This is a genomic window from Ruegeria sp. CDSA241 (assembly GCF_059611265.1).
The window spans coordinates 116,672-143,221 of the sequence record NZ_JBXWPF010000006.1; the positions used below are offsets into that span (position 1 = coordinate 116,672).

Annotated in this window: 27 protein-coding genes and 1 pseudogene; 9 read left to right on the forward strand and 19 right to left on the reverse strand. The window is 55.9% G+C overall.

Annotated elements, in window-relative coordinates; translation table 11 throughout:
* Positions 1 to 59 precede the first annotated feature (59 nt).
* From AC2FJV_RS07435 to AC2FJV_RS07460, 6 genes are read right to left on the reverse strand one after another with little or no spacing between them, the layout of a single operon-like run.
* The gene (locus AC2FJV_RS07435; protein WP_496694027.1) at positions 60 to 881 is read right to left on the reverse strand and encodes an energy transducer TonB; all 822 of its coding nucleotides are present in this window, start codon (positions 879 to 881) and stop codon (positions 60 to 62) included.
* Positions 878 to 1,270: an ExbD/TolR family protein gene (locus AC2FJV_RS07440; protein WP_142637739.1), complete on the reverse strand. Its 393-nt coding sequence runs from the start codon at positions 1,268 to 1,270 to the stop codon at positions 878 to 880. Before AC2FJV_RS07440 ends, AC2FJV_RS07435 begins: the two co-directional genes overlap by 4 nt.
* Positions 1,270 to 1,599, reverse strand: a complete 330-nt coding sequence (locus tag AC2FJV_RS07445; protein WP_496713250.1) for a biopolymer transporter ExbD — start codon at positions 1,597 to 1,599, stop codon at positions 1,270 to 1,272. The genes AC2FJV_RS07440 and AC2FJV_RS07445 overlap by 1 nt, the downstream gene beginning before the upstream one ends.
* 31 nt (positions 1,600 to 1,630) lie before the next feature.
* Positions 1,631 to 2,299 carry a MotA/TolQ/ExbB proton channel family protein gene (locus AC2FJV_RS07450; RefSeq protein ID WP_496690030.1) on the reverse strand — a complete coding sequence of 223 codons (669 nt, stop codon included), beginning with the start codon at positions 2,297 to 2,299 and terminating at the stop codon, positions 1,631 to 1,633.
* A gap of 4 nt (positions 2,300 to 2,303) precedes the next feature.
* Positions 2,304 to 2,750 (reverse strand): hypothetical protein, encoded by a 447-nt coding sequence (locus tag AC2FJV_RS07455; RefSeq protein ID WP_496690031.1) that lies wholly within the window; start codon positions 2,748 to 2,750, stop codon positions 2,304 to 2,306.
* 20 nt (positions 2,751 to 2,770) lie between these two features.
* Positions 2,771 to 4,801, reverse strand: a complete 2,031-nt coding sequence (locus tag AC2FJV_RS07460; protein ID WP_496713252.1) for a TonB-dependent receptor domain-containing protein — start codon at positions 4,799 to 4,801, stop codon at positions 2,771 to 2,773.
* 238 nt (positions 4,802 to 5,039) lie between these two features.
* Between AC2FJV_RS07460 and AC2FJV_RS07465 the strand changes: the two genes are divergently transcribed.
* The 4 genes from AC2FJV_RS07465 to AC2FJV_RS07480 are packed head-to-tail and all read left to right on the forward strand — an operon-like array spanning position 5,040 to position 8,823.
* Positions 5,040 to 6,095, forward strand: coding sequence for a hemin-degrading factor (locus AC2FJV_RS07465; protein ID WP_496690068.1), 1,056 nt, complete (start codon positions 5,040 to 5,042; stop codon positions 6,093 to 6,095).
* A complete protein-coding gene (locus tag AC2FJV_RS07470) occupies positions 6,092 to 6,958 on the forward strand; it encodes a heme/hemin ABC transporter substrate-binding protein (RefSeq protein ID WP_496694028.1) in 867 nt (288 codons plus the stop codon). Before AC2FJV_RS07465 ends, AC2FJV_RS07470 begins: the two co-directional genes overlap by 4 nt.
* The gene (locus AC2FJV_RS07475; protein WP_496713254.1) at positions 6,955 to 8,031 is read left to right on the forward strand and encodes a FecCD family ABC transporter permease; all 1,077 of its coding nucleotides are present in this window, start codon (positions 6,955 to 6,957) and stop codon (positions 8,029 to 8,031) included. Before AC2FJV_RS07470 ends, AC2FJV_RS07475 begins: the two co-directional genes overlap by 4 nt.
* 3 nt (positions 8,032 to 8,034) lie before the next feature.
* The gene (locus AC2FJV_RS07480) at positions 8,035 to 8,823 is read left to right on the forward strand and encodes a heme ABC transporter ATP-binding protein (protein WP_496713256.1); all 789 of its coding nucleotides are present in this window, start codon (positions 8,035 to 8,037) and stop codon (positions 8,821 to 8,823) included.
* 24 nt (positions 8,824 to 8,847) lie between these two features.
* Here the strand turns inward: AC2FJV_RS07480 and AC2FJV_RS07485 are convergent, their stop codons facing one another.
* On the reverse strand, positions 8,848 to 9,552 hold the full coding sequence (locus AC2FJV_RS07485; protein ID WP_496694064.1) for an SDR family oxidoreductase: 705 nt from the start codon (positions 9,550 to 9,552) through the stop codon (positions 8,848 to 8,850).
* Between the two features lie 98 nt (positions 9,553 to 9,650).
* Between AC2FJV_RS07485 and AC2FJV_RS07490 the strand changes: the two genes are divergently transcribed.
* The gene (locus AC2FJV_RS07490; protein WP_496694030.1) at positions 9,651 to 10,529 is read left to right on the forward strand and encodes a LysR substrate-binding domain-containing protein; all 879 of its coding nucleotides are present in this window, start codon (positions 9,651 to 9,653) and stop codon (positions 10,527 to 10,529) included.
* Positions 10,530 to 10,757: 228 nt separating this feature from the next.
* On the opposite strand, the gene AC2FJV_RS07495 is transcribed toward AC2FJV_RS07490, so the two are convergent.
* The 11 genes from AC2FJV_RS07495 to AC2FJV_RS07545 form a co-directional block, all read right to left on the reverse strand.
* Positions 10,758 to 11,849 (reverse strand): alpha-hydroxy acid oxidase, encoded by a 1,092-nt coding sequence (locus AC2FJV_RS07495; protein WP_496690038.1) that lies wholly within the window; start codon positions 11,847 to 11,849, stop codon positions 10,758 to 10,760.
* On the reverse strand, positions 11,849 to 12,403 hold the full coding sequence (gene comE / locus AC2FJV_RS07500; protein WP_496713258.1) for a sulfopyruvate decarboxylase subunit beta: 555 nt from the start codon (positions 12,401 to 12,403) through the stop codon (positions 11,849 to 11,851). The genes AC2FJV_RS07495 and comE overlap by 1 nt, the downstream gene beginning before the upstream one ends.
* Positions 12,400 to 12,906, reverse strand: coding sequence for a sulfopyruvate decarboxylase subunit alpha (comD, locus tag AC2FJV_RS07505; RefSeq protein ID WP_282022016.1), 507 nt, complete (start codon positions 12,904 to 12,906; stop codon positions 12,400 to 12,402). The genes comE and comD overlap by 4 nt, the downstream gene beginning before the upstream one ends.
* Before the next feature lie 37 nt (positions 12,907 to 12,943).
* On the reverse strand, positions 12,944 to 13,360 hold the full coding sequence (locus tag AC2FJV_RS07510) for a universal stress protein (protein ID WP_496713260.1): 417 nt from the start codon (positions 13,358 to 13,360) through the stop codon (positions 12,944 to 12,946).
* Between the two features lie 33 nt (positions 13,361 to 13,393).
* Positions 13,394 to 14,374 (reverse strand): alcohol dehydrogenase catalytic domain-containing protein, encoded by a 981-nt coding sequence (locus tag AC2FJV_RS07515; protein WP_496713262.1) that lies wholly within the window; start codon positions 14,372 to 14,374, stop codon positions 13,394 to 13,396.
* Entirely contained in the window at positions 14,371 to 15,132 is a 762-nt protein-coding gene (locus tag AC2FJV_RS07520; RefSeq protein WP_496713264.1) for an SDR family NAD(P)-dependent oxidoreductase, read from the reverse strand. The genes AC2FJV_RS07515 and AC2FJV_RS07520 overlap by 4 nt, the downstream gene beginning before the upstream one ends.
* Positions 15,125 to 16,432, reverse strand: coding sequence for a histidinol dehydrogenase (gene hisD, locus AC2FJV_RS07525; protein ID WP_142637705.1), 1,308 nt, complete (start codon positions 16,430 to 16,432; stop codon positions 15,125 to 15,127). The genes AC2FJV_RS07520 and hisD overlap by 8 nt, the downstream gene beginning before the upstream one ends.
* Before the next feature lie 12 nt (positions 16,433 to 16,444).
* On the reverse strand, positions 16,445 to 17,773 hold the full coding sequence (locus AC2FJV_RS07530) for a TRAP transporter large permease (RefSeq protein ID WP_142637703.1): 1,329 nt from the start codon (positions 17,771 to 17,773) through the stop codon (positions 16,445 to 16,447).
* A 12-nt stretch (positions 17,774 to 17,785) separates the two neighbouring features.
* Positions 17,786 to 18,298 carry a TRAP transporter small permease gene (locus tag AC2FJV_RS07535; protein WP_281973202.1) on the reverse strand — a complete coding sequence of 171 codons (513 nt, stop codon included), beginning with the start codon at positions 18,296 to 18,298 and terminating at the stop codon, positions 17,786 to 17,788.
* Positions 18,299 to 18,412: 114 nt separating this feature from the next.
* Positions 18,413 to 19,561 (reverse strand): TRAP transporter substrate-binding protein, encoded by a 1,149-nt coding sequence (locus tag AC2FJV_RS07540; RefSeq protein ID WP_142637699.1) that lies wholly within the window; start codon positions 19,559 to 19,561, stop codon positions 18,413 to 18,415.
* A 21-nt stretch (positions 19,562 to 19,582) separates the two neighbouring features.
* The gene (locus tag AC2FJV_RS07545) at positions 19,583 to 19,768 is read right to left on the reverse strand and encodes a hypothetical protein (protein WP_142637697.1); all 186 of its coding nucleotides are present in this window, start codon (positions 19,766 to 19,768) and stop codon (positions 19,583 to 19,585) included.
* A 1,079-nt stretch (positions 19,769 to 20,847) separates the two neighbouring features.
* On the opposite strand from AC2FJV_RS07545, the gene AC2FJV_RS07550 reads away from it, so the two are divergent.
* On the forward strand, positions 20,848 to 21,687 hold the full coding sequence (locus AC2FJV_RS07550) for a DMT family transporter (protein WP_496713265.1): 840 nt from the start codon (positions 20,848 to 20,850) through the stop codon (positions 21,685 to 21,687).
* A gap of 49 nt (positions 21,688 to 21,736) precedes the next feature.
* Here AC2FJV_RS07550 and AC2FJV_RS07555 read toward each other — a convergent pair.
* A pseudogene (locus tag AC2FJV_RS07555) lies at positions 21,737 to 21,997 on the reverse strand (transposase); the annotation flags it as partial.
* Between the two features lie 156 nt (positions 21,998 to 22,153).
* Here AC2FJV_RS07555 and AC2FJV_RS07560 point away from each other — a divergent pair.
* The 3 genes from AC2FJV_RS07560 to AC2FJV_RS07570 all read left to right on the forward strand — a co-directional run bounded on the left by AC2FJV_RS07560 (position 22,154) and on the right by AC2FJV_RS07570 (position 26,538).
* Positions 22,154 to 23,272, forward strand: coding sequence for a putative 2-aminoethylphosphonate ABC transporter substrate-binding protein (locus AC2FJV_RS07560; protein WP_496710130.1), 1,119 nt, complete (start codon positions 22,154 to 22,156; stop codon positions 23,270 to 23,272).
* 132 nt (positions 23,273 to 23,404) lie between these two features.
* On the forward strand, positions 23,405 to 24,520 hold the full coding sequence (locus AC2FJV_RS07565; protein ID WP_281973207.1) for a putative 2-aminoethylphosphonate ABC transporter ATP-binding protein: 1,116 nt from the start codon (positions 23,405 to 23,407) through the stop codon (positions 24,518 to 24,520).
* Positions 24,517 to 26,538 carry a putative 2-aminoethylphosphonate ABC transporter permease subunit gene (locus AC2FJV_RS07570; RefSeq protein WP_496713267.1) on the forward strand — a complete coding sequence of 674 codons (2,022 nt, stop codon included), beginning with the start codon at positions 24,517 to 24,519 and terminating at the stop codon, positions 26,536 to 26,538. The genes AC2FJV_RS07565 and AC2FJV_RS07570 overlap by 4 nt, the downstream gene beginning before the upstream one ends.
* The last annotated feature ends 12 nt before the right edge of the window (positions 26,539 to 26,550 follow it).

The window sequence follows — 26,550 nt, forward strand, 5'->3', positions numbered from 1 at the left end:
AAGCGCAGCCCTGTCCCCATCTTTACACAGGGGCCCTATGGCTCGATGGGATATGGCACTTATTGCTGCCCGATGATTTCGAAAGTATAATCTCGTCTCACCCCTGCCGGAGGTGGCGGGAAGGGTGCAGCCGCTTTTACCTGGGCAAGGGCGATCTGATCCAACCGCTTTGACCCTGAACTGCGTACTATTCCAACCGCCTGTAATGTCCCGTTCTCAGCTATTCGAAAGGCCACCAACGCGGCACCTCGAATATTGGCGCTCTTTCTCCGGGCGCGGATAATCTTGCGTTTAATCTGTCCGGCGTAGTTGCTGGCGTCGGCATTGCCGGATGCGGTCAGCGCTGACGTGGATGTAACAACCTTTGCCGCGCCTTTCGTGGTTTTCCCGGTGGCGTCGCCTTTTTTCCCCGATTGTTTCGCGTTGCCATGCGCGGTGGCAGTTTGATTGCTTGCCTGTTTCTTCGGTTCCGGCGGCTTGGCATCCTCGGTCGGCGACACCGAAGCAGCATCACCCTGTCTGTTCGGTGTTTCAGCGTCCTGAGGCCTGAGAGGGCTTGGCGCAACAGCGGTCGCGGCCGTAGCGCTGCTCACAACCGGGCTGAGAGTTTGCGGCGACGTTGTGCGCTGCTGCTTGACAGGGCGGGCCTTGGGTTGCAACCGATGAGGTGCTGCCGGTTTCTTGCGCGTGCTGGCCGGTGCTGGTGCATTTGTTCCGGCGACGAAGTCCTTGAATACAGATCCCAGCGCGGCGGCGCTCTCCTCTCCGCCACCTTCGACCTGCACCTGTTCGGCGGTCAAATAATCCAAAAGCGCAAGGCCATGTGTCGCTACGGCCAATGCGACAGAAATCACAACCACCGCGCGGGATTTGGTTATCACCGTAATCCCCTTTCGGTCACGACATAAACCTGACTTGCACCCAACCCGCGCAAGTCATCGCTGATCTGTTTGAGCGCAACCGCAGGCAAGGATCGATCCGGCACGATCCGAACCGCATCAAGGGGCAGATCAACAGCCGCCCGCTCTACATAGGCCGCAGCATTGGTCAGCTCTGCCCCGCGATATTCAAGTGTGCCATCCGCACGGATAACCAACGCATCAGGTGGCTCGCGCCCCTCCAGATCCATCGTTTCGACAAGCTGAACTGATCCGTTGAGCGGCGGCGTAAGGGTGCCCGCGATCATGAAGAATATAAGCATCAGGAACACGACATTGATCAGCGCGATGGTTGGCTCTCGGCTTTGTCTGGGCTTCGATTTCAACTGCATCAGCCCAATACCTGAGTGTGCAGGTTTTCGACAGGTGCCAGCACGATGAACAGATCAATCAGCTGCTGAGAGGTTGCCCTCGGACCCAGGCTGATGAGCGCAACTTGGGATTTGGCGTCGAGCAGCATTGGAGCCACCTGCGCCAATGGTACAGGCGCACCATCGACCAGAATTCGGTCTGCATTCAGTTTAATAAACCGGATGGCTTGGTCTGGCTCTGCGCCGCCGACTGAGGCCGTCGAAAACTCAATCTCGGCGAATTTCGAGAATGTGGATGTCAGCATGAAAAACAGCAGCAGCAAAAAGATGACATCTATGAGCGATGTCATTGACAGGCGTTTGCGCCGCTTTCTTTGAACCTCAAGCGCCATGTGCCAGTGCCGTAATCGCGGCCCCTGCCGTTTGCTCGGCCTCCTCGGCATGGCCGGGGGCAAATATTGTTCTGAGCGCACGGTTGGTAAAGACGCGTTCTCGGTTCACGCGGGCCTCAAACCAGGTTAGGATCAGTGACGTCGGCATGGCTACGGCCAGCCCCGCTGCTGTTGTCATCAGCGCCACCCAGATGCCCCCAGCCAGCAGCGACGGGTCAACGGCGTTGCCCGCCCCCTGCAGAGTCTGGAAAGCTTCGATCATGCCCAGCACCGTGCCAAACAATCCGAGCAGGGGCGCAAGTTGCGAGACGATGTCCAGTACATTGAGGCCCTGTTCCAGCTGAGCAAATTGCGTCTCAGCCTCGGCATCGACCCGCTCGGACAAGGTGCGATCATTCCCGGACAATGCCATTGCGATCACCGGCGCCAGGTAACTACGGCTTTTGTTCAGGTATGTTCTGGCGGCCGTGGGGTCTTCTCGGTCCCATGCGTCGATCGCCCTGGACAATTCGACGTGACGGCCGACCCCCGCCGCTTTGTATTGCCAGATTTTGTAAAAGACCAAGGCGAGGGTCGCGATTGAGGCTGCAATCAGGATCGCCACCACCGGGCCCCCTAATTGCAGGATTTCCATCAGTTTTTGCAGCATTTTGGACATGGCTTTATCCTATCATCTCAGTTTCAAGGCGGCTTTTTAGACTGAGGCCATTCATGCAGGCATCTTTGTTACCGCTCTGGGTCATGCATTCCTGCACGCCGTTGAACAGAATCCGGCTGATCTGGTCACAGGCCATGTCGGTGAATTGAAACTGCCTGACCCGTGGGCGGCCTGCGGGCAGTTCTTCGAAATCCAGCAGGGTAATTAACGCGACCGCACCGTTTTTGCCAAACAGGACGGTTTCATAGACCGCACCGTTGATGTCGACCTCATGCATATTTTCGGCGACAAAGCTGAGCAGACAGTTTTGCCCCCTTGCTTCGGCAGAGCTGAGTTCGATTGATACGCCGCCAGTCTTGGGCACGTCTTCGGCGCTGGCGATCCCTGCCCCCAAGACTGAGAGCAGGGTCGACAGGACAGCGCTGGCTTTGTTTGCTGCCGCACTTCGCATAACGGGTCCTTTCCTTGGGATCAGAAGGTTTTGGCCAGGCCGAGCTTGAAGGTCCGGCCCGTCGAATTGCGGGTCGACAGGTTCGGGCGGTAGTCCTTATCAAGGATGTTCTCGATACCGGCGCGCAGCTCAAAGCCTTCAAACACACCCTCTTGCGGCATGTAGGTCGCACGCAGAGAGTTTACTCCGTATCCCGCGGTCGCGTCCCCGCTCGAGTCCGTTCCGGCCCGGGCACCGAAGATTTCCCAGCTGACGTCCAACGTCTGACCGAACCGCTTGCCCAATGTCAGGCGCGCGGAATCCGACGGCTCATTCCGCCAACGCGAGTCATCGCCGGTGACGCTGGTTTCCGTACCCGTCACGATGTTCGAGTTGAAATCGACGTAGAACCCACCCGCATTGGCATAAGAGGCTTCGATCTCGGCGCCTTTTGTTTCCACTTCGGACAGGGGTTGAGACGGGGTGCCAGAGACGTAGGAGGTGATATCCCACAGGGTCGTTTGATAGAAATTGACCTTGGCGCGGATCACGTCGCTCTCGGCAAACACGTCACCGCGATCATAGGAAAAACCAGCTTCCCACGTGCGGGATCTCTCGGGTTGCGTCATGTAAAGCGGCGTGCCCAGATCATCGATGATCGGCAGGCTTTCCGTGTAGGCGGCACCACCAAAGATCGCGAAACCGCTGTTGAACGCGTACCGCGCCGACAACCCGCCCATAAGCGCGTTGTTGTCATAGCTTTCGTTGAACGGGGCCGCGGCGTCATCATCACCGTCGATGTCCTGCGTCTCATATCGCACCGCGGGGGTAATCGTCAGATTGTCACCGATCTGCACATCGTCCACAGCAAACAGGGCAAATCGACGGTCGGTTCCACCCGGGGCCGAGGCCGCGTCCAACCGTTCGCGGTTGATAAACTCGATCCCGGCCCGCAGGTCATGCGAGGCGATGCCGGTCTGGAAATACGACGTGTTCTTGATCGTCAGCTTTGTCGTTTCATAGTTATGTGTGGCATCTGCCAGGGCCTGAATGCCGGGGAAGAATGGCGTGCCTTCAAGGCTGGAAGACCCGGAAACATAGCTGCTTTCGATCGCCTGCTCAGAATAGCTGAGGTTCACATCCAGATCGACCAGATCATTTCCAGTGGGTTGATATTGATACCGCAGGATACCGATCTTTGTTTCGATATCACGGTCTACATTACCAAAGGCATCCGACGTGGTGCCAAACGAGTCATAAGGGACGTCGCGCTCTTCAGATGTGGACTGGTTGTAGGATGCGGTGAACGAATGTTCGAGATCGTTGCCGAAACTGTATTTGCCCTTAGCCAGAAGCGACGGCAGCGTGAACGCGCTGTTGCCGATCGTATTGCCGTTTCCATCCTCCTGATCGTCCTGATCGCGATAGGTGTAGTTGAACAGGAATTCCGTTTGGGTATTCGGCTGCCAAGCCAGGATAGAGGACGAGGCAAAACCGTTGCCGTTCGAATACCCCTCAAAGGTTTGACGGAACCGAAAACCCGGCTCGCCACCGGTGAAATCTGACGCGTCCTTGGTTTCCAGCTGAACGACACCGCCAACAACCCCGGACCCATATTCGAATGACCCGACAGTGCCCCGAATGACCGAGACGCTTTTGTAAAGCTGGGGGTCAGTAAAAAGCTGGTTGCCGATCCGATACAGCTCTTCCGCGCCCGTTGTGGCACCATCGACCAGGATCAGAACCTTCTGGTCGGTTCCGAACGTGCCGTTTGCACCATAGCCGCGAATATTGATGCCCGATCCCTGAGGGGTCGAGCCGTTCACCAGGCTTACCCCCGGAACCGAGTCGATCAGCTCTGCAACCGTATTGGCCTGCCGGTCGTTGATCTCTTCCTGATCAATATTTGTGACCGGCACGGCAGTGTCTGTCTGAATCTCTCGTTTGCTTTCCCCAAGTATCAGGGTGCCCAGGAAACCATCGTCTTGGTCTTGCGCCATAGCGCCAGCCGCAATCATGCTGAGGCACGAAGCCGTTCCCAGCAAAGCTATCTTCCGTATTTGCACACGCATCTCTGTCCCTTCGAAACAGTAGGAGGACCTGAAATGCTTGCGCCATGCTGGCTTTGGTCAGTCTGTTTTATTGTTTTTTGGAGCCGCCTTTTTTTGGCGACTTGTGCTCGTTAATAAAGGTTACTAAAACAGTCAACAATAAATCGTTGTCGCATCGCCGACTCTCGCCAGCGGGCACCCGAACAATTCGGCTGCCGGGCCAGCACCTCTGAAAATCAACTCGAAGATGGGAAAACCCATGACGGAAAAGGTGCCTAACACCCCGGCTCAAATTCGTGCAGCCTATGCGCAAAACAGCGGCAAACGTGACCGCGATCTGGCAGAATCGATTGGACTTACCGAAGGCCAGTTGGTCGCTGCCTTCGCCGGGAACGACGTTACACGGCTGACGGCAAAACTTGATGACCTTTTCCCAATGCTCAACGGGTTGGGAGAGGTTATGGGGTTGACGCGCAATATCTCCTGCGTGATCGAAAAGGTCGGTCAATACGACAACTACCATTCGGGTGCTCATGCCTCGATGGTTCTGACAGATGAGATTGATTTGCGCATGTTTCCCGGCCATTGGGTCCATGCCTTTGCGATCGAACGCAAAACCGACAGCGGTGTGAAACGCTCGCTTCAGGTCTTTGATGCCGCAGGCGATGCGGTGCACAAGATATTCCTGCGCGAAGGATCGGATCTGGACCATTGGGATAAGCTTGTCAGCGCCCTTGCGTCTGAGGACCAATCGCAAACTCTTGATTTAGAACCGCGCCGACCGACCGAAGCGCCCAAGTCCAACCCCGAAAAGACGGAAATCCTACGTGCGGAATGGGCCAAGATGACGGACACCCACCAGTTCATGCGCTTGACCTCAAAGCTCAAGATGAACCGATTGGGGGCCTATCGCATCGCCGGCCAACCGCTCGTCAGGGAACTGACGCCGTCGGTAATATCACCAATGTTCGAACAGGTGTGCGACAAGGAGATTGAGGTGATGATCTTTGTTGGCAATCGTGGATGTATCGAAATTCACGGTGGCCGTATCGGAACGATCAAGCAGATGGGACCCTGGTTCAATGTGCTAGACCCGCGTTTCAATTTGCATCTGAGGACGGACCATATTGCAGAGGTCTGGGCTGTCACCAAACCGACGCAGCGCGGCCCCGCCGTCTCTGTCGAGGCGTTCGATGCCGAAGGTGGGCTGATCTTCCAGATATTCGGTCTGCGCACTGGCGAAACCGACCATCGCCCGGTCTGGGACGCGCTGGTTGCCGAACTTGAACCACAACCCGAGGCCGCGCTGACATGAACAGGATGCGAGTGATCTGGCCTGCCTTGGCTATGCTGCTAAGTACACAGGTCGCGCAGGCTGCGGACGACGAACCAAAGCGGATCATCGCGATCGGCAGTTCCATCACTGAAATCGTCTACGCTCTGGGTCAGCAAGACAGGCTAGTTGGTCGCGACCGAACATCAACCTACCCGACAGAAGCGATGAACCTGCCCGATATCGGATACCGACGCGCGCTGTCGCCCGAAGGCGTTTTGTCGGTAGAACCAGACTTGGTCCTGGCGCTTGAAGGTTCAGGACCACCAGAGGCGATTGCGGTTCTGCAGGAAGCGGGCGTGCAATACGTCACGATCAAGGATGAGTTCTCTCTGGAAGGCGTGGTCGAAAAAATCCAAACCGTTGGGGCCGTGCTGGGCACTGACGTTGCTGCCGAGGGATTGGCAGCGCAAACCATACGCCAGATCAATCAGGCGGAATTGGCGGCTAGTAGTGCCGCAGGATCCAACCCGAAACGGGTTCTGTTTGTTCTGTCGGTGCAGGATAACCGGATCACAGTGGGAGGTGTGGATACCCAAGCAGACAGCATCATTCGATTGGCTGGCGGTGTAAATGCCGCCGCCAAAGTGTCAGGTTACAAGCCAATGACGCCCGAAGCGCTGGTGTCGGCTGCGCCTGATGTCATCCTTATGATGGATCGGCGGGGTGATAATAATACCGAGGATGCCGCGCTCTTTTCACTGCCCGCAGTCAAGCTGACCCCGGCGGGCCAGAACAAGATGCTGATCCGCATGCAGGGTGCATATCTTCTTGGGTTTGGCCCTCGAACCGCCAGTGCCATTTCTGATCTGTCAGCAGCCCTGCAGGATGAAGGTGGCTCATGACGCTGACGTTGGATCATATGAGCGCCGAGGCACCCGGGTACAATCGGCGAGCAACCGCACGGCGGGTTACCTTGGCCTTACTGGTATTGCTTGGCCTGACCAGCGCCGCAAGCATTTCAGTCGGTGCTTCGGATGCGTCGTTAAACATGGCGGTGATCGACCTAATCAATGGGCGGTCCCTGTCTGACCTGAATCGGATTGTCCTTTGGGACATACGCTTGCCCCGGCTTGCCATGGGGATTCTGGTCGGTGCCGCGCTGGCTGTTTCAGGGGTGGTCATGCAAGGGCTTTTCCGAAACCCGTTGGCGGACCCCGGAATTGTCGGCGTCAGCGCGGGCGCAGGTCTGGGCGCAATTTCAGCCATCATCCTTGGCAGCCACTTGCCAGTGTCGGTTTTGGTCTGGACAGGAAACGGGTTAGTGGCCATTGCTGCTTTTCTTGGTGGCTGGGCGTCTGTTCTGATCCTATACCGTGTCTCGACCAGCGGGGGGCAGACTTCGGTCGCAACCATGCTACTGGCCGGCATTGCATTAGGTGCCTTATCCGGCGCCGCATCGGGTGTTCTGGTATACATGGCCGATGATCAGCAATTACGCGACCTGGCGTTCTGGGGAATGGGATCGTTAGCTGGGGCAACCTGGACCAAAATCGCCTCGGCTGCGCCAATCATTTTGGTTGCCCTTGCAAGCACACAATTTCTGGCTCGCGCGCTTAACGGTCTGGCGATGGGAGAGGCTGTGGCCCATCACATGGGCATCCCGGTTCAGCGCAGCAAGAACATCGCCATTCTTGCAGTTTCCGGTGCAACAGGGGCCGCTGTTGCCGTGTCCGGCGGCATCGGATTCATCGGAATTGTGGTCCCCCATTTGCTACGTCTGGCAACCGGGCCGGACCACCACAGGCTTTTGATGAATTCCGCCCTGCTGGGTGCCAGTCTGCTGCTATGCGCCGACATGATCAGCCGGGTCGTGGTGGCCCCGGCGGAACTGCCAATCGGGATCGTCACGGCAATTCTCGGCGCACCGGTCTTTCTTTGGATCCTCCTGCGCCGCCACGGCATTATGGGAATGTAAATCATGCAAGGTAAGAATATCTGCGTCAGTCTGGGCCGAAAGGACATCTTGCACGACGTGAATTTCAAGGCCGATCCCGGTCAGGTCACCGCAATCATCGGGCCCAACGGATCGGGCAAGTCGACCTTACTAAAGGCATTGGCCGGAGAGATTGCCTCGACCGGAACCATCACCCTGAATGGCCACGACATCTCAGAGTTAAAGCCCTGGCAACTGGCCGCAAAACGGGGCGTGCTGCCACAATCGACCAGCGTGGCCTTTCCTTTCAAAGTGCACGAGATTGTCAGACTGGGGCTGGCAAACGGGTTGGCCGCACAAGATGACAGTTCGGTCACTACCGCCCTGGCACATGTCGACTTAGCCGGGTTCGAGCAGAGGTCTTACCAGACCCTGTCCGGGGGTGAGCAGCAGCGTATACAGTTAGCCCGTGTTTTGACGCAGGTCTGGCAGGCACAACGGACCGATCATCCCAGTTGGCTTTTACTGGACGAACCGGTTGCCAGCCTGGATATCGCGCATCAATTTACGGTCCTTGGTATCGCAAGCGATTTTGCCGCCCAAGGTGGAGGTGTGGTGGTGGTGATGCATGATCTGAACCTCACCGCGTTATTTGCAGACTGTGTTTACGTGATGTCACAGGGCACTGTCTGGGGCTCTGGTACACCTTCAAATATCCTCACCGACGACCTGATGCAGCAAGTTTACGGCATCAACCTACCGATCGGCATTGTGCCGACCGGCCCGCTTCCTTTTGTACTGCCTCAGGCAATGCACAAATGCATTGAGGCTTGATGTTGTGCAAACAGATACGTTGCCTCAGACAGCGCGGGTCAATCCCCCATCAACGCGCAAGTTTTGACCCGTCATATAGCCACCGCCTTCAGACGCCAGCCATGAGACAAGCGAAGAGACCTCCGCAGCATGACCGTAACGTCCCATCGGAATCCGGGCTTTGCGGTCTTCTGTTTCGGGCAGGCTGTCGATGAAACCCGGCAGGATGTTATTCATGCGAATATTCTCTGCGGCATATTTATCAGAATAGAGTTTGGCAAAGGCGGCCAATCCTGCCCGGAAGACGCCTGATGTTGGAAACAGCGGATCGGGCTCAAACGCCGCGAAAGTAGAGATGTTGATAATCACCCCCCTGCCCTGTTGCTGCATCAAGGGTGTCACCAGCCGTGTTGGGCGGATCACATTCATCAAATAGACCTCCATCCCTTGATGCCAATCATCGTCACCGATCTCTAATACGGGCCCTTTCGGGCCATGACCGGCGGAATTGACCAAGACATCGACGTGGCCCCAACGCTCCGTCGCGCCCGTGACCAAAGCAGTCAGATCGTCACCACTGAGGTTAGAACCAGTGACGCCAAAACCACCCAGCTCGGCGCCGAGTGCTTCGCCTTTACCCGAAGAAGAGAGGATGCCGACTTTGAAGCCATCTTTGGCAAGCCGGCGCGCCGCGTCAGCCCCCATGCCACTCCCGCCCGCGGTAATCAAAGCTACTTTTTCTACTGCCATCTGACGATTCCCCTTTTGTATTCTGTGAAAATATCCTGTTTCGATGGATCGTTCGATTGAGATTTGATGTTTCATTACAGTAGAAATACTATTGTCTCATGGCTGATCTTCCTCCCCTCAACGGTTTACGGGCATTCGAAGTCGCTGGGCGCCGCCTCAGTTTCCGCGCCGCTGCCGATGAGTTGGGCGTAACACAAGGGGCGGTGGCGCAGCAGGTGCGACTGCTGGAAGCTCACCTAGAAGTCACATTGTTCGAAAGGGTGCCCAAAGGATTGGAGTTCACCTCGGTTGGCCGTAGCTATCACGCACGTATATCGGTTGCCTTTGCGAGCCTTAGATCTGCAACCGCCGAGCTAAAGCCGGAACCGGACAAGGTTATAATAAGCGTTACCCCGACTTTTGCTGCGAGATGGTTGATCCCGAATCTGCCGGACTTTGCAGAGAGCCATCCGGAAATCGACTTGCGGATCATGGCCACTGAAAAAGTCTCCAGCTTTCACAGCGACGGGATCGACCTTGCCGTCCGGCAGGGATCGCCGCCGTTTGGCGCCGCGCTTCGGGCGGCGCTTATTTTCAGACAAGAGGTGATTGCCGTAGCCGCACCCGAGTTTATCAGCGACGCATTCGATTCGTTAACACCAGATGACCTTGCACACCTGCCCAAAATTCATGACACGCATGACCTTTGGCCGCGATACCTTGCAAACCTAGGGGTTCGTGACAAATCGCAACGCGGCCTTCGATTAAGCCAGACAGCGCTTGCGGTCGACGCTGCCATCGCGCGGCAGGGTGTGGCCCTTGTCAGCCGTTTCATGGTTTCCCGAGATCTTGAGGCAGGACGCCTGGTAGAGGTTGGTGCGGCAAGAGACATCGGTGGTAGCGATTTTTACCTCCTCATAGAGCGTTCGGCCGCAAACCAACACGCGGTGATGCAAGTCGTAAACTGGCTAAAATCGCGGTCGGCGAGAGAAACGTGATCGGCTTTCGCTTCCTGCAAAGCGCACGCATGCGCGTCTGAAATGAATGGTTGCTTAGGTTTCCCAACGCTTCCCAATTCAGGGTATTTGCACTCTCGAACCTGCCGGCAAACACCTCGGGCCGCTGGCGTAGTCGAACACAGCGTCCGGGGCAAAATAATTCGTAACGGCATCCGGATCGTGTGCGTTAGAGGCGTTACCGACGGCATTCACAATTGTTCCGTTGCTTCAGGTCAGTTTCGTCCGACCAACCTGAGCAAGTGCACTGGACAACTCTTCGCTGAGAATATTCCACAGTCTATGCAAACCCTCTTCGCCGGCCGCGGCGATGGCAAATTGCAATACGCGGCCAAAGAACACATAATTTGCGCTCTGATCGAGGGCTTTCAGAACGTCTTCGCCAGATCGTAAGCCACTGTCGTAAAATAGCGGAAAATCCGCACCAACGCTATCTCGTATCCGGCCCAGCGCGTGAACGGCTGCGGGTGCGCTTTCAAGTTGCCGTGCGCCATGATTTGACACTTGAATGGCGTCAACGCCTTCGGATTTCAACTGCAGCGCATCCTCGGCGTTGGTCACGCCTTTTACTACCAGGTTGCCCTGCCACAAATCGCGCAGAGCCTTCAATGTTGTCCAAGTCGCCCTCGCGCGGCTTTCGGTGCGGTCGAATTCAAAGCCCGGCATCTCGAAATTTGCCATCTGCGGACGACCTGCGGCAAGTGACATAAGCGACCATTGCGGGTGCAGGGCAAAGTCCAGAAATTGGCGGGGTCCGATACGGAATGGCATGGTAAAACCATGGCGCAACTCACGCGGTCGGCGACCAACCTCGGGCACGTCGACGGTTACGATCAGGGTTTCGTATCCGGCATCTTGCGCCCGCTTTGCCAGCTTGAATGACCCCGTTCCGTCCCCGCTGAAATAAAGCTGGAACCACGCGTGCCCTTCGGCGACCTCGATCATTTTTTCCAGCGGGGTTGAGGCCACGGTCGAGACCCCCAAAGGCACGGATGCGCGCGCGGCCAACCGCGCCAGCATCAGATCTGCACCAGGTCTGGACAAATTACACATCCCCATCGGCGCAATGCCAAAGGGCCGCTTGGCAATCTTGCCAAACAGCGGCATGTCCAAAGACCGATGGCTGACATCTTTCAGTATCCGGGGTTCAAGGCAAATGTCATCCAGAGCAGCGCGGTTACGCGCAGCCCCCGTTTCTGACCCTGCGGCCCCATCGATATAGTCAAACACCATCCAAGGCAGACGTGCCTTGGCCAAACGCCGCGCATCCTCACTGGAATGAATTCGCGCGGCGCGGTTCATCAACCAGCCACCGCTTTCATAAAGCGATCCTTGATGATCACCGGGTCCATCGTGATGACCGGCATCTTGGCATTTCCACTGTCGCACTTCACGATCATGACGGTGCCAACCTGCGCCTCCACCGCCGCTTGCAGTGCTTTGCCGGTATCAACATCCTGCACTTCAACGACATTGTCACATCCGGCCGCGCGCGCCATGCCTGCCAGATCGGTCTTGCGCCCGGTATAAGTCGGCTGATCACCGGTTGATCCATATGATCCGTTGTCGATAACCATCAGGATGAAATTCGGGGGCATATTGTTCCCAATGGTTGGCAAGGTGCCCAGATTGGTCAACACCGATCCGTCCCCATCGATAGAGATCACGGTTTTCGGCTGCGCCAGCGCCAGACCCAAGCCGATAGACGAAGCGAGGCCCATCGTGCCGAGCATGTAGAAATTCGTTGGTTGATCGTCGATGGCATGCAGTTCTTGGCTGGGGATGCCAATGTTGCAGACCACTAGTTGATCACGAAGTTGAGGTGCAATTTCCTTGAGGATTTCAGAACGGATCATTGGTCGCCATAGCCTCCCCAGAAATTGGCATCGGTCAGGATTGCCACGGGTTTGTTGCACATAAAGGTATACTTCAGGATCATATCCAGCTCTTCCACATCCTTCTGGTGATGGAAGTGGTAGGTGGGGATGTTCATCTGCGCCAGCAGCGCCTTGGTATGCACCGCCATTTCCACCTGGCAAGCCACAGGTTCGCGGAGCTCTCCGCGGTAGCTGATCAACATCGGCAGAGGCATCCGGTAATACTGGATCAACGTCGCAAGAGTGTTGATCGTCACCCCAATGGCTGTGTTCTGCATGATGATCGCAGGGCGTTTTCCACCCATCCACGCACCGGCACACAGGCCCATGCCCTCGTCTTCCTTATTCGACGGAATATGGAAGATATCCGGGTGTTGGTCGATTTCTTCGATGACCCCCGCAAGCTGCTTGCAGGGCACCGTCGTCACGAACGAGATATTATTCGCGACAAGATCATCGGTGATCTTCTTGTCTATGTTCATGTTGCAGAAGGGCCTTTCTTGAAAGGAGAGGAGAGCGTCAGCAAGAGGACGCGCGATGCACATGGACGGCACAGCCTGCGTGCCGCACGACGCGAGCAGCTGTGGAGCCCAGGAAATAATCTCTCAGACCAGGTTTGTGGGATCCAAGCACGATGCAGTCGATGCCATGCGCCTCGGAATAGTCGATGATAGTGCGGGCCGAATGTCCTTTTACAATCACAGGCGTGACACCGGGATGTCCAGACAATTTGCCCTCAAGATCAGCACGCGCTTTTTCAAACCCGGCGGCAACCATTTCTTCGTCCAGATACGCACTGACAGAGCCTTGGGGCGCCTCATGAACGTGAAGGGCGAAGATCTGGGCATCTTTTGCACGCAGCGCGTTGGCTATCTCAAGTGTATGAGTCGACACGCCATGGTCCAGCGCCATCGGGACGAGGATTTTATGGTACATGAAGTGTCTCCATTTGGTTGATGATCATAAGTGTCAGGCCCACGGGTCAAGGATGATCTTAGGGGCTGCAACCATTCCCGATCGTAGATCGGCAAATGCCTGCGGTCCATCATTCAGGCTGCGATGTTCTGCCCAGTCTAGCGGGCCAAGCGCGCCATCGAAAAGCGCGGTGCAGGTATCCCGGAAGTCCTCCGGTGTGTAGGTATAGGTTCCGATGAACGTCACCTCTTGCAAGGTCATCCGCCGGATATCGAGGCCACCCGTGTCTTCGCCTAGGCCGATATGGACGATGACGCCCCCCGGTTCAGCCATGGCAGAAGCTGCGGCGCGTGTTGCCGCGTATCCGACGGCGTCGACCACGATGCCATACTGCCCTGCCCCAGTGGGTACGGATTTCACAAGGCATTGATCTTCCAGGAATGTGCGTCGCTTGTTGCTTGGTTCAGCAACAGTTACGTCATCGACCCCCTGCGCCTTGAGGGCAAGGGCCGCGGCAAGACCAATAGCCCCGCCCCCCAGTACAAGCGCGGTGCGGCTGGCACCCGGATCAAGCGCCATCAGCCCCAACCGTATGGAATGCCAACTGACGGCCAGAGGTTCGGCCAGTGCAGCCTTTTGCAACGGAACATGATCCGGCACCACGATAAGATTGCTGCCTTGCATTGCCACATATTGAGCAAAGGCTCCTTCGCGCGGCGGCATGGAAATGATCATACGGTCCGGGCACAGATTATCGCGGCCCGTCTGACACGCGGGACAGGTGCCACAACTGACCAGCGGGTTGATCGTGACCCGTTCGCCGTCACGGGCGCCGCCTTCAATCACACCTGCGGCCTCATGGCCCAGGATGAGGGGCGCAGGACGCCTGTCGTCATGGCCGAGGTAGGCGTGCATGTCCGACCCACAGATGCCCGAGGCCTCGATACGAACCAACGACTGGCCCTGACCGACGGTCGGGTTGGGGACTTCGCGCACACCAAGCGTTTCGACACCTTCATAAACCAACGCTTTCATTTTGCCGTGAACCCTCCGTCGACCATCAGGGTTTGGCCGGTCACGTAACCGGACGCGTCCGAGCAGAGAAACAGCATGGGGCCATCCATATCTTCCAACCGGCCATTGCGCCCGATGCAGGTTTGGGCTGCATTGCGCGTGGCCCGGGTCGGGTCGGCAAACACGGCTTCGGTCAGTTCTGTCGGGAAAAATCCGGGTCCGATCGCATTGGCTGTGATGCCAAATGCAGACCAGGCTTCGGCCATTGCGCGGGTCAGTTGGGCAATGCCCGCCTTGGTCGTCCCATAGGCGATGCCACCGGGAAACGCGCGCGTGGTTTGGAGCGATGCAAAATTCACGATCCGCCCCCACCCCTTGGCCTTCATCGCGGGCACCAGTGCCTGGCTCAGGAAAAACGGGGCCGAGATGTTCAGTGCCACGGTCTGATCCCAGCCTTCTGGTGTCACGTCATCCGCCGTCTGACGGATGTTGATGCCAGCGGCGTGCACAATGATGTCTGGCGCTCCGAACGGTGCGCTGACCGCTTCTACCAAGTGTGGGAGTGCATCACGGTCGGCGACATCCGCTGCAACGTAGTCCACATCTTCGCCGACCTCGTTTTGCAAGCGCTGCAGGGCGTCCTCGCGCCGGGCTACGCCCACCACGCGGGCCCCGGCACTTGCCAGTGCGATGACCGCACGCCGCCCGAGGCCGGAGCTGGCGCCGGTTACACAGGCCACGCGGCCAGTCAGGTCAAACAGTGATCTTGGATCAGCCATTTGCGGTCAGGTCGAATGCTTCATCCGGGAAATACTTGGCCAGACGAACATCCGCAGCACGGGCGTGCCCCTCCATCCCTTCAAGGCGGGAAATGCGCGCTGTGGCTTCGGCAACCTGCTTGGCACCCTCGCGTGTTGCACGCTGCCATGTGACAATCTTCATGTATTTGTGGACTGACAAACCGCCAGTATAGTTGGCGGCCCCTGACGTTGGCAGCACATGATTGGTACCCGTCGCTTTGTCACCATAGGAAACGGTCGTCTCTTCCCCAAGGAACAACGAGCCGTAACATGTGAGCCGCTCAAGCCACCAATCCAGATCTTCGGCCTGCACTGTCAGGTGTTCGGGCGCGTAATCATCGGAGCAAACAGCCATTTCTTCGCGATCTGAGCATACGATCACTTCCGCATAGTCACGCCAAGCGGCAAAGGCGTTGTCGCGGTTCACCTCGGGCAGATCATCAATCAGGGCAGGCACAAGCTCCATCACCTTTTCGGCCAACACCCGGTCATCTGTGACCAGCCAAACAGGCGAGTTGTAGCCATGTTCGGCCTGACTTACCAAATCCGTTGCCACGATATGCGGATCAGCTGTTGCATCTGCAAGGATCAAACTGTCCGTTGGGCCCGCGATCATGTCGATCCCGACACGGCCAAAAAGAATGCGCTTGGCTTCTGCAACAAACTGATTGCCGGGGCCCACGAGGATGTTGGCCTTGGGCAGGCCAAACAGTCCGAACGTCATTGCAGCCACACCCTGAACGCCACCAAGTGCCATAATCTTGTCCGCACCACACAGGTTCGCGGCATAAATGATGGCCGGGGCAACTCCTACACCGGGACGGGGTGGCGAACAGGCGGTAATGTGGCGACAACCTGCAACTTTGGCCGTTGTCACAGTCATGATGGCCGAAGCAATGTGGCTATAGCGACCGCCGGGCACATAACAGCCCGCCGCATCAACAGGGATAGCCTTTTGCCCCGCAATCATGCCCGGTACGATTTCAACCTCGACATCGGATACTGTGGCCTTTTGCGCCTCGGCAAACCGTTTGACGTTGTCATGCGCAAACCGGATGTCCGCTTTCAGCCTCTCCGGCACAAGCGCTCCTGCCGCCTCGATTTCTTCGGCAGTCAAAAGGACATTGCCCTCGTACTGATCGAACTTGGCGGCGTATTCCATAGCCTTTGCATCTCCGCCTGCCTCAATATCAGCCAGAATTGTCCTGACCGTCTCGTGGACTTCGGAAGCATCCGATTTAGCGGTTAGGGTCGCTTTTTTCAGGTATTCACGTTTCATCTTAGCGAGGTCCTACTTGTAGATTTCGGGCAAGAACGTAGTCGAAATCGCTGGCATATAAGCAATCAGCAACACAACCAAGAACATGCAAAGAACAAAGGGAACGGCACGGGCGGCAATCTTGAGGATGGATTCCCCGGTTATGCCAGACACCACGAACAGGTTGAGCCCCAATGGCGGCGTGATGAAGCCTACGCCAAGAGCTGTGATCATCATGATGCAGAACTGTATCTCGTTCATGCCGATGTTGTCCGCGAGTGGTTTCAGGATAGGCGCAAGGATCACGATATTCGGCGTGGTTTCCATAACGCAACCGGCGGCGATCAGGATTCCGATCATCAGCAGGATCAGTAACCATGGTTCATCCGTCAGCCCGGTCACCGATGTCACAAAACCTTGCGGCACGCCCATGATGGCCAGCGCTTCGGCCAGCGGAGCCGAGAAAGCGATTATGGGAAGGATGACGCCGTTCACCTTTGCCGAACTGACCAGCATGGCGGGAAAATCCGCAAGGGACAGCGTCCGCAGAATAAAGCCCATGATGATTGTCACGACGACGGCCGTTGCACCCGCTTCTGTTGGTGTCAGGCGGCCCGAGAATATGCCGTAAAAGATGATGCCCGGCACGATAAACGCATACCAACCGGATTTTAGAGCACGGCCCAGATTACCCAACCATTCGGCCATCGTCATCTGTCCACCACCTTCATAGGCGTAGATGCGGTTAACGATCAGGTTCGTGATCAGGATCGACAACAGGATCGCGATCCCCGGGATCAAGGCCGCAAGGAACAAGGTCGATGCGGATATCCCCAGAACAAGGCCGATGATGATATAGGCGATCGACGGTGGGATCAAAATGCCGGTACAGGCGCCTGCCGCCACCAGAGCGCAGGCATAGGGGCGCGGATAGCCGCTTTCGACCAAGCGTGCGATAGTCATACGTCCGACCGCGGCCGCACCAGCTGCGTCCGATCCCGAAATGGCCGCAAACATGCCACAGACAAGAACCGTGGCAGACCCGAAACCACCCTTGGTGAAACACGTCAATGCCTCGGCAACATCAAGGAATTTTCGACTGAGCCCGGTTCGGACCAGCACGTCCCCTGTCAGGATAAACAGCGGCACCGCCGTCAGCGCGAAGGCGTCAATGCCGGTGAACAGCTTTTCACCAACAAGGCTCAGGGGAAGGTCGCCGGACATGACCAGCATCAGGATCGCCGAAGTCCCGATGGCGGCCCAAACCGGAACCGCCAGTGCAATCAGCGAGACGAATATGATAACGGGGAGATAGAAATCCCAACCCAGCTCGACGGTTTGATCAAAGGTTTGCCAAAGCATTCAATTCATCCCTCAATCAAAGAGTGTGTCGCCCTCAAAAACGGGTTTGCCCGTTCTGAGAGAATGGATGTCGCGCAGTAGGGATTGAATCAGCCGCAATATGATCAGGCCGAACCCCAATGGAACCGCCATCAGGAACCATACTTTGGAAATGCGCAGCCCGTCCGTGACCGACCCGAATTTGGCAGACACATGCACGGCTTCGTAGGACCAATAGAGGGCAATCACAGCAACACCGAACATCACCAGGTCGCCAAAGATATACAGCAAAGCCTTCGGACGCGGCCCAAGGTAGTGCATCAGCACGTCAATGCGGATATGCGCGCGCTCTTTCACTGCAGCCGCAGCACCAATCCATGCGAGATAGATGAAGGAGTACCGCACAATTTCTTCGCCCCAGATCGAGGAAAAAGAGAATATTTCCCGGCGCAGCACCTCGATCGCCATGGTGATGACAAGCATCACGTAGAAGACCAGAAGCAACCAGCGCTCGGCGTCTCTATCAATTCGGCGCAAAAAGCTCATGTGAGAACCTGCTGATTTGCCTAGCAAAACGAACCGCGCTGACGCGTTTGGATTTTACTGAGGCGGGAGAATATTGGTGATCGGGCGCGCGTGGAGGCACGCCCGACCCGACTGTTAAGCGTCATGCACGTAGTACTTGCCTTGGGTACCTGCGGCTTCTTCCATCTTGGCGAAGTTGTCCATGGACCCGGCCAGATCGATCTTGAACTCGTCCCATTCGGACCGTTGGTAGCCACCAGCGGCTTTCCATTCGGCCAGTTGCTCTTCGCTGAGCGAGTGGAATTCGACACCTGCTTTGATCAGTTCGGCCATAGCGTAGGCGCGGGCCGATGGCACTTTGGCAAGGTTCTGGTGCGAGGTCATCTCGGACCCCCACATGATCCCTTCCTGCACGTCGGCGGGCATTGAGTTAAACCATTCCAGGTTGCACGAATAAACTTGGCTGTCTGGCACGGCCTGGGTGAAAGTCACATGGCTCAGGATATCTTTGAAACCAAAGACTTCGAGCGCACCCACGGACGGGTCAAGCGCGTCAGCGACGCCCTGTTTGATCGCAGACGGGGTTTCTCCCCAGGCCACAGGCGTCGGATTTGCACCAACCATGCGGTAGTATTGCTGCAGCATCTTCGAGCCGGGAACGCGGAACTTGACGCCGGACAGGTCGCCAGGTGTCAAGACCGGTCCGGGGCCACCCTTGCGGATGGCAACGACACGGGGGTCGATGTTGATATAAAACAGCGCCTTGAAGCCGTTCTCCTCAACCTTCGGCTCGACCGTGTCCTTCCAGAACTGCGAGTTGACGAGGTTTGTGAAACGCTGGTTTGACCCGCACAGATACGGCATGTTGATCAGGTCAACGGTCGAGGCAAATGGCGCGAAGTTCGAAAGCGAATGCTGTGCTGCCTGAATTGTGCCACCCTGCACCGCCTGCACCAGCGCGCCGCCTGCACCCAGCTGCCCGCCAGGCGCGAGTTTGACATAGACCTTGCCGTTGGTCGCGTTCTGGATGTTTTCCTTCAGGTCCAGCTGCATGATTGGATAACCACGCGACGCACCGACCGGATAGGCAGTTGCCAGAACCATGATATGGTCCGCTGCAGCCTCGCGGTCGCGCTCTTCGCTGGCGCTTTGCGCTGCAGCTTCAGTTGACCACAACGTCCCCGCAGCACCAGCTACCATGGCCGCCGTGAAGCCGCCTGTTGCCGTCAATTTCAGAAAATTTCGGCGTGCTGCCGACGCAAGGTCCTTGCGATCTTTGTCCATTATGTTTCCTCCCAGAAATCCTTAGCTGCCGTTCTTTTTGTTTCGGTCAGCCTCTTTTTGAAGAATGGCGACGACAAACAATATCGACGCGGCAAACAGAACCAGCATTTCGCCCACGTCCCCAAGGAATGCGCTTGCTGCAAAGGCCCCCAGAGCGACGTTGGCGAAGTAGATGACAAAGACGATCAGCGAGGCGGTAAGGAACATAAAACAGGATCCGAAAAGGTTGCAGTTCTGAGCGACACTGTAAGCGCTTACATTTGATTCGTGCAAGCGCTTACATTCGAGGCACATTTTTTGGCGCTCTCGGCGATTGCGGACAGGAAGACCCCAAGCAGCGACCAAAGTAATACTATTATGGTCGGATACATTCTGAAAATTCATCATGTTAGCCAAGTCGCCGTACAACAAGAACGGTGGGCCGGGTCCCACACCGCTGCATCAGCCGATGCGCGGGATGTCAAAACCCCCGACCGTGAACTTATGGAGAAATTCAATGAATGAGATGACCAATCTGCAGGCGGTAACGAGTATCTCGCCCTTTGCATCCCGCTATGGCAATTTGATCGGAGGCGACTTTTGCAAGCCAAAGGCAGGCAGGTATCTTGAGAATCTAAGTCCGATCACCGGCTAGCCCATTGACCAGATCGCACGGTCTGATGCTTCAGACGTTGAGGCCGCTCTGGACGCAGCGCATTCGGCTGCCGATGCCTGAGGTTCGACCAGCGTGGCCGAGCGTGCGAATGTTCTGACGCGGATAGTGCAAAAGCTGGCAGACAATCTGGAGCTGCCGGCTATTGCGTGGCCCTGAATCCGGCCAAGCAACGCCAGCGACAATAATGGTTTTCAGTGAACTGATCGCGGATATCCTGCCTGCTGGCGTGTTGAATATGGTTAACGGATTTGGCCTTGAGGCGGGTACAAGGCCGTGCGGCGTTCATTTCGAATATAATACGTTTTCTTCAATTCTGATTGAATTCTCTCAAGACACGGAAGCCTGACAGTTTTGACCGCCAGTCAATGCCTAACCACGTTACGAACCATGACGAACTCAAAGCCAAACTATATGGCAGAGCGGTTGGAGAAGGCTCTTGCCATCGTCGAATTCACTGACCTGTATATGACAGAAATTGCATTGGCCTGTGGATTTGTTTCCTGTACGACGCTTTCGCAGCGATACAAGCAAAGATTTAGTAGAACGCCAGTCGATCAGCGCATGAAGCAGAGCGCATAGAGGTGCAAAATCATATGTGTCTACAAGGCGTTTTCGCTGATTGCGACGAGCAATGACAGTACATGCGATCCTCATCGTACTGTTTGCGGCTTTCCTTCATGCGCTGTGGAATGCGGTCGTAAAGGGCGCGCCTGACAAGGCCATTATGTTGGGATTAATCTCGATCGGGCATGCCATACCTGCGCTTGCCGTGCTTCCTTTTACGGGCTTTCCAGTAATGGCTGCAATTCCATACATTATTGGTTCCACCTTGATTCATTGGGGATACTACTGGTTTCTCAACACGGCCTACCGTTACGGCGATTTATCGGTGGTGTACCCCATATCGCGCGGGATAACGCCCATATTAGTGGCGTTGGGAGCGGTCTTTCTTGCCGGTGAATTCCTTCCTCCGGGCGCGTGGATCGGTATTGTCTGCATTTCGGCCGGCATCGGTTGCCTGTCTTTTGGCGGACTTGGAAAGGGCACGAACTGGGTAGGCATCGCGGCGGCATTCGGAACAGGTTTGATGATTGCTTCCTACTCTTTAGTCGACGGTATTGGCGTGAGACTGTCAGGGAATACGCTTGGATATATCACGGTATTGTTCGTGGCTGAGATCTTAGTGGCGGGGTTCATCTTCTCGACCCGATGGGAGCGCCTCATCGCACTTCCAAAGAGATATGTCTGGTCAGGCTTAGCAGGAGGACTCATTTCCGGCTTAGCCTATGGTCTGGTGCTCTATGTTAAGAGTTTCGCACCGTTGGGTGTCGTATCGGCGCTCCGAGAAAGTTCGGTCATCTTCGCTTCAATAATTGGTGTGATGTGGTTTGGAGAGGGTCCAAAATCCAACAGGCTTCTGGCGGCGATAATCGTGGCAGTTGGAATTGTGGTTCTGGCCCTAACAAGATGACGTACAAGTTGGACTAAGGAGAAGGAAGTTGCGGGATAACGAGTCCAAGGCGCAGGTCTTTAACTTCGGATAAGGTCGCCGCACGTATCTTATAGCCCGCGAGGCGTTTCTTGCCAGCTTCAAGGAGTTCTTTGGACCAGCTATAGTACAGACTCTGAGCGATGCCTGCCCGGCAGCACAGCTCCGCAATGCTGTCTTCACCCTAGAGCCTGTCCAGAACGATCCTGATCTTCTCTTCCGCTGAATAGTGCTTGCGGGTAGCAGTATGTAGCCTCGGATTTCGTAGCCCACCGCCCGTTCGATGGGCCAATGCCGAAGCGTACTGATTTGAACGGAACTCTTGGGTGACTGGTGCAGGGAGAGTTCCTATCTCATATCAATGGGGTATGACACTCAATTCCGAGCGCTAGGGCGGATTGCCTTACATAGGTTTTACTTATGATGTGGAAGGTATAATCGATTTTTCTTGATCTATTTATCTGTCACACTGCCGGGGCATGGAACTGCAAATAAGCGCTGCTCAAGAATGGCGTTCCCGAGAATAATCAACCGACAGAGGATCACGATGAAACATAAGACCAAATTTCTTGCAGCCCTGGCCGTAAGCTCCTTGACTGCTACAGTTGCGTTATCTGAAACCGAATTGACAGTTTACACAGCCGTCGAAGCTGAAGACCTGGCGCGCTACGCTGAGACGTTCAATGCGAGCAATCCGGACATCAAAATCAACTGGGTGCGGGATTCGACCGGGATCATCACCGCCAAACTGTTGGCCGAGAGGGACAACCCTCAGGCAGACGTCGTGTGGGGTCTCGCAGCCACTTCGCTGTTGTTGCTCAAGTCCGAAGGTATGCTGGAGCCTTACGCGCCTGCGGGTGTTGGCGACCTAGACGCGAAATTTGTCGATGGCGACAATCCTCCGGCGTGGGTTGGCATGGACGCTTGGGTTGCGGCAGTTTGCTACAATACCGTCGAGGCCGAGAAGGCGGGACTGAAGCCACCAACTTCGTGGAAGGATCTTACAGACCCCATGTATAAGGATCAGGTGATCATGCCAAATCCGAACTCGTCGGGCACTGGTTTCCTTGATGTTTCAAGTTGGCTGCAGATGTTCGGCGAAGAAGGCGGCTGGGAGTACATGGACGGATTGCACGAGAACATCGCGCGATATACCCACTCTGGTTCAAAGCCGTGCAAACTGGCTGCTGCAGGTGAGATCCCGATTGGCATCTCTTTTGCTTTCCGTGGTGCTAAGTCGAAAGCTGATGGTGCGCCGCTTGAGATCATTGTCCCGTCAGAAGGTGTCGGCTGGGACATGGAAGCGACCGCTATTGTTGCCGGTACTGCAAATCTCGAAGCCGCGCAGAAACTGGTTGATTTCACCGTCACCAAGGAAGCCAACGAGATGTACAACACAGGGTACGCCGTTGTCGCCTATCCTGGCGTCGCAAAACCGGTCGAGCACTTCCCTGAAGGTCTTCTGGATGCGATGATCGACAACGACTTTGAATTTGCCGCCAACAACCGCGCGGCGATACTGAAAGAATGGCAGTCTCGCTATGACGGGAAGTCTGAAGCGAAGTAAACCAACCTGCAGAAGAGGTGTAAGCACCTCTTCTGCACACCACTCTATTTTTCCAAACAACGCGACCAGCGCGCCCGGCTTCAACCGGCCCAGATCGGCCGTTCCCGAGGTGCAGATATGAGGACCGCTCCCGTGCTTCAGAAAACCCCACCCGGTGAACTGTATCTAAGCATCCAGAATTTGTGGAAGGCGTTCGGCAGCTTTCTTGCACTCAAGGACATATCCCTGGAAATCAATGAAGGCGAATTTGTCTGCTTTCTGGGGCCGTCGGGTTGCGGCAAAACAACCTTGCTCCGGGCGATTGCGGGTCTCGATCTGCAAACCAAGGGCACCGTCATGCAAGACGGCAAGGATGTGTCAAATCTGCCGCCGTCAGAGCGTGATTTCGGGATTGTGTTTCAGTCCTACGCCTTGTTCCCGAACCTGACGATCGAAAAGAACATTGCTTTCGGCTTGGAAAACACTGGTCGCAGCAAATCGGATATTGCCGTTCGTGTCAGCGAACTGCTTCATTTGGTTGGGTTGCCTGAACAAGGCAAAAAGTATCCTGCGCAATTGTCCGGTGGCCAGCAGCAGCGGATTGCGTTGGCCCGCGCCATTGCGACCAACCCCGGTCTCTTGTTGCTGGATGAGCCGCTTTCGGCATTGGACGCAAAGGTGCGCGTCCATCTACGTCACGAAATCAAAGAGCTGCAGCGCAAACTGGGTGTGACTACTGTGATGGTTACGCATGATCAGGAAGAAGCACTGGCGATGGCGGACCGGATCGTGGTCATGAATCATGGGGTTATCGAGCAGGTGGGGTCACCTACAGAAATTTACCGAGAACCCGCAAACTTGTTCGTGGCAGACTTCATCGGAGAAATGAACCAGATCCAGTCTCAGGTCACCAAGGGTGGTCGACTGAGCGTCGGCGAAAAGACCTTTGCGTGCCTCAGCCACACGTTCAACGACGGAATGCCAGCGATTGCGGCGATCCGACCGGAGGATATCATCCCGCATGAGGCTGGTTATCTCGATACCGGCGGCAACAGGAATTGCATCGACGTCACTCTCGATGAAATGGAATTCCTCGGTTCATTCTGGCGATGCCGCTTGAGCAACGAGCGATTTGGATCTTCGGAACTGATCGCAGATTTTTCGATCAATGCCGTGCGCCGCCTAGAACTGGAAGAGGGTAGGACCATGGTGATTGAACTGCCCGAAAACCGGCTAATGGCCTTTGATGTTCCGGAGACGGCAGCATGAGCGAGATTTCAACCAACCCGGGGACTCTTCCAGCCGGGCCTGACATCAAACCCAAGCTCAGCAGGGATGACATCCTGATGCGCGGTAGCATGATCGTGATCGCACTCTATCTGGTCGCGACGTTGGTCCTGCCGCTTTACACGATGCTTTCCAAGTCATTCTCCACCTATCGGATGGAGTTGTCGCAATACGAGTTTCAGGTCAGTGACGAGGCGGGGCAATTTGACGGAACCATCCTGTCAGCCGACACACTGAACGAACAAATCGGGGCTTTTTCAGGCACCGATCTGTCTACCGGCTCAGACGGGCGGCTATCAGTAACCGAGCTTTTTCCCGATTTCAGCTTTCGCAGTCCGGTCATGTACCAAATCCGTAACACGAGCGACACCGGGCGGTTTCTTGTCGGTTCTACGCTGCAAGACAATACGGATTGGGTCACGCTCGATTCCAATCAGTTCCGGCGGGTTCAGCTGAGGCCAGTTCAATCGCGAGGCTTGGAAAATTTCGTCAACTACTTCTCAACCCCGGCACTGTTCAATTCTATCAAGAACTCCCTTTGGATTTCTGTAATTAGCACCATTGTCACAGTAACTTTGGCGTTCTGGTTCGCTTATGCGCTGAACCGGAGTTGCATGCGGTTCAAGGGTGTGTTTCGTCTGATTGCGATGGCTCCGATCCTGGTGCCTTCGCTGTTGCCCGGGATCGCGCTGGTCTATCTGTTCGGCAATCAGGGCATGATAAATGAGTTGCTGTTCGGCGCCAGTATCTATGGTCCGATTGGCATCGTGATAGGCTCGGTGTTCTTCACCTTCCCGCACGCCTTCCTGATCATTTCAACGGCGCTGGCGATCTCTGATGCACGACTATACGAAGCTGCAGTCAGCCTGCGTTCAACGCCGTGGCGTACTTTTTGGACGGTCACCGTTCCCGGCGCGCGATATGGTCTGATCTCGGCCGCTTTCGTTGTATTTAATCTGGTCATAACTGATTTTGGTCTGCCAAAAGTGATTGGAGGTCAGTTCAACGTTCTGGCGGTTGATATCTACAAGCAGGTGATCGGCCAGCAGAACTTTGAAATGGGTGCCGTAGTCTCGGTCGTTCTGGTGATCCCGGCAATCCTGGCGTTCGCGATCGACCGCATGGTGCAATCAAAGCAGGTTGCCTTATTGTCGGCCCGGTCGGTCCCTTACCAGCCAACCCCAAATCGAAAGGCAGATCGGTTCTTTCTAGTCTATTGCTGTCTGATCGGTTTGTTCATCGTTGGGCTGCTGGCTGTGTGCCAATTCGCAGCGCTAATCAAGTTTTGGCCCTACGACCTGAGCCTGAGCCTGAAGAACTACGATTTCAACAAGATGGATGGTGGCGGTTGGGGCTCTTACATTAACTCGATCAAGCTGGCGCTTTTGACAGCGGTGATCGGTACTTCAGTCGTCTTCTTTGGTGCATATCTGGTTGAAAAGTCGAACGGGTTCAGAACAGGTCGATCGATCTTTCAGATGTTCGCGATGCTGCCAATGGCGATCCCGGGCATGGTACTGGGCCTGTCCTACATCTTCTTCTTCAATAGCCCGTCTAATCCGCTGAACGGTATCTACGGAACAATGGCAATTTTGGTGATCTGTACGGTGACACACTTCTATACTGTGTCGCACCTGACGGCAGTGACAGCGCTCAAGCAGATGGACAGAGAATTCGAGTCGGTATCAGCCTCGCTCAAGCAACCGACGATGAAGTTGTTTGCCCGTGTCACGGTCCCTGTTTGCCTGCCAGCCGTGCTGGACATATCAATCTATCTGTTCGTAAACGCAATGACGACGGTATCTGCGGTTGTGTTCCTATACTCGCCCAAAACCACGTTGGCATCTATTGCAGTGCTAAACATGGACGATGCGGGCGATATTGCGCCAGCTGCCGCAATGGGGATGATGATCTTCTACACAAACGCCGCAGCGCGGATCATCCACCTGATTGCTTCCAAAGGCGTCCTCGGTCGCACGCAAGCCTGGCGAACCCGCTAACAAGAAAACCCA

Coding starts and splice junctions, on each gene's coding strand:
- AC2FJV_RS07440 (WP_142637739.1), bottom strand. CDS start 1,270: ATGCAGTTGAAATCGAAGCCCAGACAAAGCCGAGAGCCAACCATCGCG.
- AC2FJV_RS07445 (WP_496713250.1), bottom strand. CDS start 1,599: ATGACATCGCTCATAGATGTCATCTTTTTGCTGCTGCTGTTTTTCATG.
- AC2FJV_RS07450 (WP_496690030.1), bottom strand. CDS start 2,299: ATGTCCAAAATGCTGCAAAAACTGATGGAAATCCTGCAATTAGGGGGC.
- AC2FJV_RS07455 (WP_496690031.1), bottom strand. CDS start 2,750: ATGCGAAGTGCGGCAGCAAACAAAGCCAGCGCTGTCCTGTCGACCCTG.
- AC2FJV_RS07460 (WP_496713252.1), bottom strand. CDS start 4,801: ATGCGTGTGCAAATACGGAAGATAGCTTTGCTGGGAACGGCTTCGTGC.
- AC2FJV_RS07465 (WP_496690068.1), top strand. CDS start 5,040: ATGACGGAAAAGGTGCCTAACACCCCGGCTCAAATTCGTGCAGCCTAT.
- AC2FJV_RS07470 (WP_496694028.1), top strand. CDS start 6,092: ATGAACAGGATGCGAGTGATCTGGCCTGCCTTGGCTATGCTGCTAAGT.
- AC2FJV_RS07475 (WP_496713254.1), top strand. CDS start 6,955: ATGACGCTGACGTTGGATCATATGAGCGCCGAGGCACCCGGGTACAAT.
- AC2FJV_RS07480 (WP_496713256.1), top strand. CDS start 8,035: ATGCAAGGTAAGAATATCTGCGTCAGTCTGGGCCGAAAGGACATCTTG.
- AC2FJV_RS07485 (WP_496694064.1), bottom strand. CDS start 9,552: ATGGCAGTAGAAAAAGTAGCTTTGATTACCGCGGGCGGGAGTGGCATG.
- AC2FJV_RS07490 (WP_496694030.1), top strand. CDS start 9,651: ATGGCTGATCTTCCTCCCCTCAACGGTTTACGGGCATTCGAAGTCGCT.
- AC2FJV_RS07495 (WP_496690038.1), bottom strand. CDS start 11,849: ATGAACCGCGCCGCGCGAATTCATTCCAGTGAGGATGCGCGGCGTTTG.
- comE (WP_496713258.1), bottom strand. CDS start 12,403: ATGATCCGTTCTGAAATCCTCAAGGAAATTGCACCTCAACTTCGTGAT.
- comD (WP_282022016.1), bottom strand. CDS start 12,906: ATGAACATAGACAAGAAGATCACCGATGATCTTGTCGCGAATAATATC.
- AC2FJV_RS07510 (WP_496713260.1), bottom strand. CDS start 13,360: ATGTACCATAAAATCCTCGTCCCGATGGCGCTGGACCATGGCGTGTCG.
- AC2FJV_RS07515 (WP_496713262.1), bottom strand. CDS start 14,374: ATGAAAGCGTTGGTTTATGAAGGTGTCGAAACGCTTGGTGTGCGCGAA.
- AC2FJV_RS07520 (WP_496713264.1), bottom strand. CDS start 15,132: ATGGCTGATCCAAGATCACTGTTTGACCTGACTGGCCGCGTGGCCTGT.
- hisD (WP_142637705.1), bottom strand. CDS start 16,432: ATGAAACGTGAATACCTGAAAAAAGCGACCCTAACCGCTAAATCGGAT.
- AC2FJV_RS07530 (WP_142637703.1), bottom strand. CDS start 17,773: ATGCTTTGGCAAACCTTTGATCAAACCGTCGAGCTGGGTTGGGATTTC.
- AC2FJV_RS07535 (WP_281973202.1), bottom strand. CDS start 18,298: ATGAGCTTTTTGCGCCGAATTGATAGAGACGCCGAGCGCTGGTTGCTT.
- AC2FJV_RS07540 (WP_142637699.1), bottom strand. CDS start 19,561: ATGGACAAAGATCGCAAGGACCTTGCGTCGGCAGCACGCCGAAATTTT.
- AC2FJV_RS07545 (WP_142637697.1), bottom strand. CDS start 19,768: ATGTTCCTTACCGCCTCGCTGATCGTCTTTGTCATCTACTTCGCCAAC.
- AC2FJV_RS07550 (WP_496713265.1), top strand. CDS start 20,848: ATGACAGTACATGCGATCCTCATCGTACTGTTTGCGGCTTTCCTTCAT.
- AC2FJV_RS07570 (WP_496713267.1), top strand. CDS start 24,517: ATGAGCGAGATTTCAACCAACCCGGGGACTCTTCCAGCCGGGCCTGAC.